The organism is Streptomyces sp. NBC_01237, assembly GCF_035917275.1.
In the GTDB taxonomy this organism is placed as follows: Bacteria; Actinomycetota; Actinomycetes; order Streptomycetales; family Streptomycetaceae; genus Streptomyces.
Genome location: NZ_CP108510.1, coordinates 255,185 through 265,781, shown reverse-complemented (window position 1 = coordinate 265,781; position 10,597 = coordinate 255,185). Strand labels below are relative to the sequence as shown.

Here is a 10,597-nt window from a genome sequence, read left to right as displayed (position 1 = left end):
ATGACGGCGACGACGGACCCGGGCGACCACTTCGCGTACCGGCACACGGTGGCCTTCGCCGAGACCGATCTCTGCGGCACCGCCGACTACGTGACGTACATGAACTGGCAGGGGCGCTGCCGCCGGGAGTTCCTCCGCGAGGCGTTCGGCCTCGCGGAGGAAGGGGCCGACGGCACGCGGCTGTTCACCCTCCAGGTGGACTGCGAACTGCTGGAAGTGGTCAAGGCACTCGATCAGCTGTCCATCCGGATGCGGGTGGCGGACATCGGCCACACCGAGTTCGACCTCGTCTTCGAGTACGTCAAGGAGGACGGTGAGGTGCTGGTGGCCCGTGGCCGCCAGCGCGTCGCCGTCATGAGCGGTCCACCCACCGCCCCTGTTCCCGCACTGATCCCCGACGTGCTGGCGCGAGCGCTGGCCCTCTACGCGGCCGGTTCGCGGCCGTCGGCTGGGAGGCAGATATGAGTCTGATGGCTGCTCCGCCCGCGGAGCTCGTCAACCTGCTGGACACCAAACAACTACGAGGAACGTTCGGGGCGTTCCCCACCGGGGTCACCGTGGTGACCGTCGGCGGGGAGGCCTCGCGGGGCATGACGGCCAACTCCTTCACCTCCGTCTCCCTCGCACCGCCGCTGGTGCTGTTCTGCGTCAACAAGGACGCCGTGATGCACCGCAGCCTCGACCAGTCGTCCACCTTCTCCGTGTCGGTGCTCGGCGCCGGTCAGGAAGCGGTGGCCCGGCACTTCGCCAACCGGTCGCGCCCCGCCGGGGCGGGCCAGTTCGACACCGTCGACTGGCTGCCGGGACGGGCCGGCGACGCCCCGCTGATCGACGGGGCGGTGGCCCACCTGGAGTGCGAGAAGTGGCGGGTGTACGACGGGGGCGACCACACGATCTTCCTGGGCCAGGTCCTCACCGCCGCGCGCTGGCCCGTCCGGGAGGCCCTGCTCTTCGCCGACGGGCGCTTCCGCCGGTTCCTCCCCGAACAACGCGAAGGCAGGGCGGCATGAGCGTCGATCCGCCCGGACCGCCGGTCCGGGCCCTGCCGGGGCTGCTGAAGAAGCTCGCCGTGGACCGCCTGGGAATGATCCAGGACGCGGCCGACCTGGGCGACGCCGTCCGGGTCTCCATGGGTCCCAAGAAGCTCTACGTCTTCAACCGGCCCGACTACGCCAAGCACGTCCTGGCCGACAACAGCGCCAACTACCACAAGGGCATCGGCCTGGTGCAGGCCCGCCGGGTACTGGGCGACGGCCTGCTCACCAGCGACGGCGAGGTCTGGCGCAACCAGCGCCGGGCGGTGCAGCCCGCGTTCAAACCGGGCCGCATCAACCAGCAGGCCGACGCCGTCGCCGAGGAGGCGGCCAAGCTCGTCGCCCTGCTGCGCACCCACGAGGGCGGCGGCCCGGTCGACGTCCTGCAGGAGGTCACCGGACTCACCCTCGGAGTGCTCGGCCGCACACTGCTCGACTCCGACCTCACCGCGCACGAATCCGTCGCGCACGCCTTCGAGGGGGTCCAGGACCAGGCCATGCTGGAGATGGTCAGCCAGGGCATGGTGCCCTGGTGGCTCCCGCTGCCCGCACAGGGGCGCTTCCGCCGGGCCCGCCGGGAGCTGTACCGGGTCGTCGACCTGCTGGTGGCCGACCGCAGCGCGCGGATGGCCGACGGCGAGCCGGCCGACGACGCCCTGTCCCGGATCATCGTCGCGGCCCGCAAACAGCAGCGCGACCCCGCCAAGGTCCGCGGACGGCTGCGGGAGGAACTGGTCACGCTGCTGCTCGCCGGGCACGAGACCACGGCCAGCACCCTCGGCTGGACGCTCCACCTGGTGGAACGTCACCCCGAGGTGCGCGCCGCGGTCCGCGCGGAGGCCCGCGCCGTCCTGGGGGACCGGGTCCCCGACGTGGACGACCTGCACCGGCTGACGTACACCACGATGGTGGTGCAGGAGGCCATGCGGCTGTTCCCGCCGGTGTGGGTGCTGCCCAGGGTCGCCCAGCAGGCAGACGAGGTCGGCGGCTTCCGGGTGTCGGCCAAGGCGGACGTGCTGATCTGCCCGTACGTCATGCACCGCAATCCGAGCCTGTGGGAGGAGCCGGAGCGCTTCGACCCCGAGCGGTTCGACCCGCAGCGGGTCGCCAGCCGGCCCCGGTACGCGTACATCCCGTTCGGCGCCGGACCGCGGTTCTGTGTCGGCAGCAACCTCGGGATGATGGAGGCGGTGTTCGTCACGGCCCTGGTCACCCGGGATCTCGAACTGCGCACCGTCCCCGGCCACCGGGCGGTGGCCGAGCCCATGCTCTCGCTGCGGATGCGCGGCGGGCTCCCGATGACGGTGCACCCGGTGGGCTGACGGCACGCGGGCACAGAAGAGAGGGCCGGACGCGGAGTGATCCGCGTCCGGCCCTCTCTTCCGTGTCAGTGCGTCGCCACCCGCTGCGGTACGGCGCCGTTCTCGGCGAACCGGGCCACCAGGAGCGGCGGATCGAGCTCGTCCGGGCGGCGCAGCACCATGTCGGCCGGGCGCAGCAGCGCGCCGGGGTGCACCGAGACCGGGCCGTGCTGCCCGACGGACAGGATGTCGGCGCCGTCGGAGCCGAAGGAGCGGTGCTCATGGCCGTAGGGCACGGAGTGGACCAGGACGTACCAGGTGCCGCCGGGCAGGCCCCGCAGTTCGAAGGCACCGGGTCCGTCGAGCATCGTCCAGCGCACCGGCTGGCCCTGGCGGACCCGGCTGGGGAAGAGCCCGACGAAGATGTTGCCCGGCTCCTGGCCGGGGGCGAGGACGATACGGCCGCGCAGCGTCAGGCTGTGGGCGACGGAAGGGGTACGGACCGTGGTGGCGGGGAAGTTCGGCATGACACCGCCGAAATCCCGGAATGCACTCGGTGAGAGACCCACACACGCCTTGAATCGTGAACTGAACGTGCCGACGCTGCTGTATCCGACCTGGCTGCTGATGTCGGCGACGCTGAAATCCGTATGCGTCAGAAGTCGCTTCGCTTCCTGAATCCGCAGTGCGGAGAGAAAACGTCCGGGAGACGTGCCGGTGACTTCACGGAAGATCCGCGTGAAGTGGAACTTGCTGAACATCGCCGTGCGCGCCATGTCGTCGATCGTCAGATCCTGGCCGAGGTTGACGTGCATGTAACCGATGACTCGGCGGACAGCGTGCTCGATGGTATTGGTGGTCACCGTATCTCCCTGTCGAGGCGTGGCGTCAACGTCGAGTTGGCTGAGTCGTACGGATTTCCGGGATGCCCGCCGCTCCGGTGTGCCGGCGCCTGACCAGGTCCTCGGCGAAGCGACGCCAGGCGTCGGAGCAGTGCTGGGCCAGCTCGGCCATGGAGTCGACGCAGTGCGGAGGTACGGCGTCCGCGCGCTTGCGCCACGCCTCGTCGACGATGAAGCGGGTGTGCAGCCAGCGCACGAACTCGCGGCCCGAGTCGGTATGGCGCAGGGACGGGTCGTTGGCGAGCTTGCGCAGCGTGTCCATCGGGGCGCGGGACCTGGGGGAGAACGGTGCCCGGGGGGCCCGTGCGGCTGCCTGCGCGGCCGGGTCGGCCACTGTGGCCTGATCCGGTACGGGGAGGGCCTCGGGGCCCTGTGCGGGCTCCTGGTCCGGGTTCTGACGCGCGGCGGGCCCGGTGGTCTGCCGGCTCTGCGGGACCGGGTCCTCGCCGCGCAGCAGCCGGCGGCGGACGTCGTGCGCGGTCCCCAGCGAGAGGCCGGTGCGCTCGACGACGGCCCGCAGGGGAAGGGCGGGGTCCCGGGTCAGCAGTGCCGCGGCGTGGATGCGTTCGGCGGTCCGGTCGAGCGGATGGGCCCGGCCGTCGGCTCCCGTACGTATGTTCAGCAGCGGAGAACCCGCAGCTGAACAGACCCGCACACCGGCGACGGTCTTGGCGTCGAGGCCCACGTGCGTGGCCACCGCGCGGTCGGAGAGGCTGGGGTGCGAGGCCAGGATGCGCTGGGCGGCGGTCTTGCGGTCGGCCACCGACAGCGGCAGTCCGTTCGAGATGTTCGCGGACACGGACTGGAGGAACACCTGGTCCTCGGCGCCCTCGAAGAACCTCACCTCGACCGCTTCCAGCCCCTTGAGGGTGGCGGCGCCGATGCGGTGCATGCCGTCGACCACACGCATGGTGGGCCGGTGCACGAGGACCGGGGGCAGGGACGTGTAGACGGCTGCCAGCCTGCGCACATGGGAGGGGTCGATGCCATTGAGGCGCGGTGAGTCCGCGGGAATGAGTGCATCGATCCGTACGAGGTGCGTGGGATGTTCCGGTACACGCAGATCAGCGTCTGCACTTTTCACGTTTCCCCCAAGCATGAGACCGGGCCCACTTCCGCATCCCGTTTTCGACGCAGAAGGAAATGTCACGTGCGGGTGGTGAATGCATCCAGGTTCCGAGCCTAGTGAGCAGTCCGCCGATGGGCCTGATTCAGATGCGGTGACGGGGCAACTCAGGGGAGTCGGGTTCAACCTCACGACTACTTTGGCGAGTTGCTTGAACCAGCAGACCGGTTCTAGCTTTCTGTCACGCCGCAAGGCGCCCCACTCCGCACTATCCGAAAGGAGAGAGCATTGCGAAACGAAAATGAGCGAGTGGCGCCGGACGGCGAACTCCGGACGATGACACTGGAGGCCTATGCCGACACGATCGTTCCTGGACAGAAGCGCTCGCCCGAGGACCGCGCCATCGCCGGTGTCTCCACCGGCGGCGGCGCCGTCCAGGCCGGGGCCCTGGAGCTCCTCGAATGGGATGCCACCGGCATCCACGACGGCCTGGACGACCTGGCCCGCCTCGTCAACGAGCACGCCGAGGTCTACGCCGGGGAGCAGGGCCTGACCCTCGACCCGTCCGTACCGCCCTTCGTGGCGCTGGAGTACCCCGACCGCGTCGCCCTGATCCTCCGGCTGACGAAGCCGGGTCACCCGGAGAAGGACTTCTGGGTGATGCTCTCCCTCTTCTGCAACATGTCCTTCGACTCGGCCGCGCACCTGCACACCGCACAGGCACTGGCGGACGGTCACCCCGGGCTCGCGGCCATGGGCCTCTCGCATCCCGACGCGGACGGCCTGTGGCGCTTCAAGGACTTCGGCTACGGCCGGGAATTCGCCCGACTCCACCCCGACACCACGTCTTCCGGGAGCCCAGCATGAGCAGCACGGCCGAGCGCACGGACGTCCTCGTCATCGGCAGCGGTTTCGGCGGCGCGATCGCCGCCTACCACCTGGCCGCCGGCGGCGCCAAGGTCACGGTCCTGGAACGCGGACCCTGGCTGGAGAGCAACGACTTCGAACACGACTACAAGCTCGGCTCGTCCTACACCCGGGCCTTCGACTTCGTGGTCGGCAACGGGATGAGCATCCTGGGCGGCAACTGCGTCGGCGGCGGCAGCGTCGTCTACTTCGCCGCGATGCCGCGTGCCCCGCGCTTCGTCTTCGACCGGCAGGGCTCCATCGGCCGCCGGATGTGGCCGGGCGCGGTCAGCCGCGACACCCTCGACCCCTGGTACGACCGGGTCGAGGAGTCCCTGTCGATCGCCAAGCAGGACTGGAAGGACGTCAGCTACGCCGGTGGCCTGTGGGCCGCCGCCTGCAACCACTCCGGCCGCACCGCCAACCCGCTCGCCGTCGCCATCGACAACACCAAGTGCGTCAACTGCAACTGGATGATGGCCGGCTGCCGCTTCGAGGCCAAGCAGTCGCTGCTGGTCAACTATCTGCCGGCCGCCATCGCCCACGGCGCGGAGATCCGCCCCCTGCACGAGGTGCAGCACATATCGCGCACCTCCGACGGCGACTACCAGGTCCACTACAACGTCATCCACGACGAGGACTACCGCCTCCAGGCCGGCAGCGGCGTGATCGAGGCGAAGATCGTGGTCATGGCCGCCGGAGCCGGTGCCACCCCGGTCATCCTCCAGCGCAGCGAACCCCACCTCGGCACGATGCCGCGGGCCGTCGGCCGCTACTTCTCCGGAAACGGGGAACGGCTCAACACCGCCATCATCGACGAGGAGAAGGCCGCCGAGCTGTTCGGACTGGACCGCGGCGACGGACTGGCGTACGCCGCCAACCAGATCGGCAAGGGCCCCACCGTGGCCAGCTGGGACAAGCTGGACGGCTCACTGCCCGAATACTCCCGCTACTCCCTGGAACAGCTCTACTTCCCGCCGGGCCTCGGCACGATCCTCGCCCAGGTCCCCGACGCCACCGGCGCGAGCTGGTTCGGCAAGGAGAAGAAGGAGATCCTCAAGAAGTGGACGTCCTGGCTCACGATCTTCTCGATGATCGAGGACGACAACGAAGGAGTGTTCGGTCCGCCGCCCGCCACCGGTAACGCCCACCGCATCTCGCAGCAGATGCTCGGCCGGGGCAACCTGACGTACGAGCCCACGAAGAACACCCTGGGCGCCTGGGACGCCTCCGACGCCGAGGTCAAGGAGATCCTGGAGAAGGACGGCCTGGCCAAGGTGATGCCCTGGACCAACGACCTGGTCGGTGCCTACACCGTCCACCCGCTCTCCTCCTGCCGGATGGGCGACGACCCGCACACCTCCGCGCTCGACGACCGCAACGAGCTCCGCGACCACCCCGGGATCTTCGTCACCGACGGCTCCGCCGTGCCCGGTGCGCTGACAGTCAACCCCGCGATGACCATCGCCGCGCTCGCCGAGCGCGCCATCCCCGGCATCGTGCAGGCCGCCCAGGCCAAGGGAATCGCCGTCACCTACGGCGCCCCCGCCCCCGACGGCTCCCGCAGCGGCCGCAAGAAGGTCCTGCCGCTGCTGCCCACGCTGACCCGCGCCTGAGCACCCGCGCCCGAGCGCCCGCGCACCGGCGCACCCCGCGCACCCGGCACACCACGCGTCCGACCGGCGAGAGATCGCCTCGGGCGGACGCGTCCGGCGAGTGAGTTGTTTCAAACAACCGGCTGAACGCCGGACCTGACCACCTGACGACACCCGGATCATGACGAAGGGCTACGGACGATGACTGCGACGACGGACTACTTCGAGTACACCCACACGGTCGGCTTCGAGGAGACCAACCTCGTGGGCAACGTCTACTACGTGAACTACCTGCGCTGGCAGGGCCGCTGCCGGGAGCTGTTCCTCAAGCAGAAGGCGCCCTCGGTGCTGGCCGAGGTGCAGGACGACCTCAAGCTCTTCACGCTCAAGGTGGACTGCGAGTTCTTCGCCGAGATCACGGCCTTCGACGAGCTGTCGATCCGGATGCGGCTGGCCGAACTGGGCCAGACCCAGCTGGAGTTCACCTTCGACTACGTGAAGGTGACCGAGGACGGCGGCGAGACCCTGGTGGCCCGCGGCAAGCAGCGGATCGCCTGCATGCGCGGCCCGAACACCGCCACCGTTCCCTCCCTGATCCCCGCGGCCCTGGCCGAGGCGCTCGCGCCCTACTCGGGCCAGACCCGTTCCCTGGCCGGCCGGGCCGCCGCCTGACCGCGAACCGCGCGGCGATCCCTCTGCACGCCAGGTCAGTTGCTTCACGGGACCGACCCCGATCCCTTCGCACGCCCAGTGAGTTGCTTCACGGGACCCGACCCCTCCCGGGTCCCGGCTCCACCCCGTCCTCGAAGTCCGTATGAGAAGGAGAAAGAAATGAACACCCTCAATGACGTTCTCAAGCACCTGACCGCCGACATCGACGAGGTCGCCCGGCTGGTGGAGAACATCGACGACGAGGCCTGGCACACCCCGACGCCCGCCCCGGGCTGGAGCGTCGCCGACCAGATCGCCCACCTCACCTTCATCTTCACCCTGGCCAGGACGGCCGCCTCCGACGCGGAGGCGTTCAAGGCCATCACCGCCTCGGCCGCCGGGAACTTCAACGGCGCGGTGAACGCCGCGCTCAAGCAGTTCAACGGCTTCCCGCCCAAGGAACTGCTCGCCCGCTTCCGTGCCCAGGGCGAGGCGTCGGTCGACGCGCTCGCCGCCGTCCCGGCGGGTCAGGTCGTGCCGTGGCTGGTCAACCCGCTGCCGCCGGTCGTGCTGGCCTGCGCCGGGATCATGGAGCTCTTCGGCCACGGACAGGACATCGCCGACGCGCTGGGAGCCCGCAGGGAGCCCACCGAGCGGCTGCGCAACATCGTCGACTTCGCCTGGCTGACCCGGGACTTCGGTTACGAGTCGCACGGTCTGACCCCGCCCGCCGAGCCCCTCCGCTTCGTCCTGACCGCCCCGTCCGGCGATGTGTGGACGGCAGGCCCCGAGGACGCCACCGACACGATCCAGGGCCCCGCGCACGACTTCGCCCTGCTGGTCACCCGGCGCCGGCACCGCGAGGACCTCGCGCTGACCGCGACCGGTGCGAACGCCGAGAAGTGGCTGGACATCGCCCAGGCCTACCGCGGCCCGGCCGGTGAGGGGCGCAAGCCGGGCCAGTTCGCGGACGACCACCGGTGAGCCGCCCGGTCGGGCCCCGCCGCCCGCACCGCCATCCCCGTACCCGCGCCAGAAGCCCACCAAGGAGAGCACCATGACCACCACCGGCCTGGAACGCGTCATCGTGATCGGCAGCGGCCTGATCGGTACGTCCATCGCGCTGGCCCTGACCCGGGCCGGCGTGGAGGTCGCCCTCGACGACCTCGACCCCGACGCACTGGACCAGGCGCGGCGGATGGGGGCGGGGACCGTACTGACCGAGGACACCCCGGTCGCCGACCTCGTGGTGATCGCCACCCCGCCGTCCGCCGTCGTGGACACCCTGTGCGACGCCCAGGCCCGGGGGCTCGGCCGCGCCTACACCGATGTGGCCGGCGCCAAGGAGCACATCTGGACGGAGGCCGAGCTGCGCGGCAGCGACCTGCTCGGTTACGTTCCCGGACACCCGATGGCGGGCCGGGAACTCTCCGGCCCCGGCGCGGCGCAGGCGGACCTGTTCACCGGGCGGCCCTGGATCCTCTGCCCTTACCCGACCGTCGATCCCGAGGCGCTCGCCGCCGTCGACGAGCTGGTCTTCGTGTGCGGGGGCCGTCGCAAGGACCTGACGCCGGCGGCGCACGACCGGGCGGTCGCCGCCCTCTCGCACGTACCGCAGGTGATCTCCTCCGCGCTCGCCGCCCAGCTCACCGACCTCGGCCCCGAGGTGCTGGCGCTGGCCGGCACCGGAGTGGGTGACACCACCCGGATCGCGGGCAGCGATCCCCGGCTGTGGGCCGACATCCTGGGCCAGAACGCCGCGTCCGTGGCGGACACGGTGGAGCGGATGGCCGGTGAACTCGCCTCGCTGGCAGCGGAGTTGAGGAAGGGCGGGGCCGATCCGTCGGATGCCGCGGGTGAGCTGGTGGCCCGGGGGAACCGGGGCCGCGCGGCACTCCTCGCCGCCCGCCCCCTGTCGGCGGCCCGGCTGCGGGACCTGCCGGTGGCCGCCCTCACTCCGCTCCGGGCACAGCACCGCTCCTCGCGTCTGCGCGCGGGCAGGCCCGCCGGGCCGATGCCGCGCATCCACCGCCTCGCCGGATGACCGTCCGGTCACCGGCGGGTGTGCCGGGCCTCAGCGTCCGGGAGCCGGACGGGGCATGGCCGACCGGGCGCCGATGTGGACGGCGGTGGTCAGGGCGGCCCAGGAGGTCAGCTGGATCAACTCGCCGTCACCGGGCCGGTGCTCACGGAACGCGGCCACATCGGCGTCGGTGACCTGGTGCGCGGCGAACGCGGTCAGCAGGGCGAGCCGCGCGGTGGGCAGGCAGTCCGCCGGCAGACCGGCCAGTGCCTGACCGAGCCAGGCCCGGCTCAGGCCCACCGGACCGCCGTCCCAGCCGGCCAGCCGTTCCCGCAGCCGCTCGCGCACCGGCTCGGGCACCCAGCGCGCCGCGTCGTCCACGGCCGCCACCGCCCGCCCCAGCGCGTCGGCCACCGCCGGCCTCTCCCGCGCCCACTCCAGGCCGGCCGGCAGGGGCGCGGCGGGCAGGAGGGCGAGCGAGTCCCCGGTCCGCAGCGGTCCCGGCCCGACCGGCCGCATGGCGCGGGCGGCCGTGCGCAGGATGGTGCCGCGCAGGAAGCCGGGGGCCTGGTCGGGCACGGGGGAGTCGGCGAGGAAGACGGCGACCATCCGGTTGATGTAGTGGAAGGTGACGGCCACGCCCTGGATCTCGGCCGCCGCGGCGGCCGAGAACGGCAGGACGGGCGCCTGACGGCCCTCCTCGACGGGGCGGCCCGTCGCGCGTGCCCACGCGACGAGCGCGGCATCGGTCCCGGCCGGCTCCGCCTCCAGGGTCTGGAGCGTGGCCCGGTGGACATCGACGCAGTACGAGCAGGAGTTGGCCTCGGAGACCGCGGTCGCCGTGACCTCCTTGGCCGCCCGGCCCGCCGCCCCTTCGACCAGCAGCGTCTCCCGCAGCATCAGCCAGCCCGCGGCGAGCACGGCGGGAGCGGGGGAGTGCAGGGCCACCGGCGGGGCCAGTACCCCGAAGTCCCGTTCCACCTGGGCGTACACCTCGGCCACCGGCCCGTACGCCTCGGCGGGCGCGACCACCCGCACGTACCGCACATCCTTGAGCGCGCCCCGCAGCACTGCCCTGACAACCGGCCTCACGGTCATGCACCTCCTGGGTCCCGATTC

The 10,597-nt window shown here is 71.3% G+C and carries 11 protein-coding genes; 8 read left to right on the top strand and 3 right to left on the bottom strand.

All coding sequences use genetic code 11. The annotated features are described in order from the left end of the window. Genes OG251_RS44410 through OG251_RS44400 form a run of 3 tightly spaced genes read left to right on the top strand, consistent with a single transcriptional unit; the run spans position 1 to position 2,356 of the window. Complete coding sequence (locus tag OG251_RS44410) at positions 1-465, top strand: acyl-CoA thioesterase (protein WP_073721054.1); 465 nt, start codon at positions 1-3, stop codon at positions 463-465. After that, complete coding sequence (locus tag OG251_RS44405; protein WP_326682987.1) at positions 462-1,010, top strand: flavin reductase family protein; 549 nt, start codon at positions 462-464, stop codon at positions 1,008-1,010. Before OG251_RS44410 ends, OG251_RS44405 begins: the two co-directional genes overlap by 4 nt. Beyond that, entirely contained in the window at positions 1,007-2,356 is a 1,350-nt protein-coding gene (locus OG251_RS44400) for a cytochrome P450 (RefSeq protein ID WP_326682986.1), read from the top strand. The genes OG251_RS44405 and OG251_RS44400 overlap by 4 nt, the downstream gene beginning before the upstream one ends. 65 nt (positions 2,357-2,421) lie before the next feature. Here the strand turns inward: OG251_RS44400 and OG251_RS44395 are convergent, their stop codons facing one another. Further along, the gene (locus OG251_RS44395) at positions 2,422-3,198 is read right to left on the bottom strand and encodes an AraC family transcriptional regulator (RefSeq protein ID WP_326682985.1); all 777 of its coding nucleotides are present in this window, start codon (positions 3,196-3,198) and stop codon (positions 2,422-2,424) included. A 25-nt stretch (positions 3,199-3,223) separates the two neighbouring features. Next, positions 3,224-4,321, bottom strand: a complete 1,098-nt coding sequence (locus OG251_RS44390; protein WP_326682984.1) for a transcriptional regulator — start codon at positions 4,319-4,321, stop codon at positions 3,224-3,226. 318 nt (positions 4,322-4,639) lie between these two features. On the opposite strand from OG251_RS44390, the gene OG251_RS44385 reads away from it, so the two are divergent. The 5 genes from OG251_RS44385 to OG251_RS44365 all read left to right on the top strand — a co-directional run bounded on the left by OG251_RS44385 (position 4,640) and on the right by OG251_RS44365 (position 9,499). Beyond that, positions 4,640-5,170, top strand: a complete 531-nt coding sequence (locus OG251_RS44385) for a DUF5987 family protein (RefSeq protein ID WP_326683034.1) — start codon at positions 4,640-4,642, stop codon at positions 5,168-5,170. Then, positions 5,167-6,825, top strand: a complete 1,659-nt coding sequence (locus OG251_RS44380; RefSeq protein WP_266815088.1) for an FAD-dependent oxidoreductase — start codon at positions 5,167-5,169, stop codon at positions 6,823-6,825. The genes OG251_RS44385 and OG251_RS44380 overlap by 4 nt, the downstream gene beginning before the upstream one ends. 180 nt (positions 6,826-7,005) lie before the next feature. Then, positions 7,006-7,476, top strand: a complete 471-nt coding sequence (locus tag OG251_RS44375) for an acyl-CoA thioesterase (protein WP_326682983.1) — start codon at positions 7,006-7,008, stop codon at positions 7,474-7,476. Between the two features lie 159 nt (positions 7,477-7,635). Further along, positions 7,636-8,439: a TIGR03084 family metal-binding protein gene (locus OG251_RS44370; protein ID WP_326682982.1), complete on the top strand. Its 804-nt coding sequence runs from the start codon at positions 7,636-7,638 to the stop codon at positions 8,437-8,439. A 73-nt stretch (positions 8,440-8,512) separates the two neighbouring features. After that, entirely contained in the window at positions 8,513-9,499 is a 987-nt protein-coding gene (locus OG251_RS44365) for a prephenate dehydrogenase (RefSeq protein ID WP_326682981.1), read from the top strand. Positions 9,500-9,529: 30 nt separating this feature from the next. On the opposite strand, the gene OG251_RS44360 is transcribed toward OG251_RS44365, so the two are convergent. After that, complete coding sequence (locus OG251_RS44360) at positions 9,530-10,576, bottom strand: carboxymuconolactone decarboxylase family protein (RefSeq protein WP_442818485.1); 1,047 nt, start codon at positions 10,574-10,576, stop codon at positions 9,530-9,532. Between the last annotated feature and the right edge of the window lie 21 nt (positions 10,577-10,597).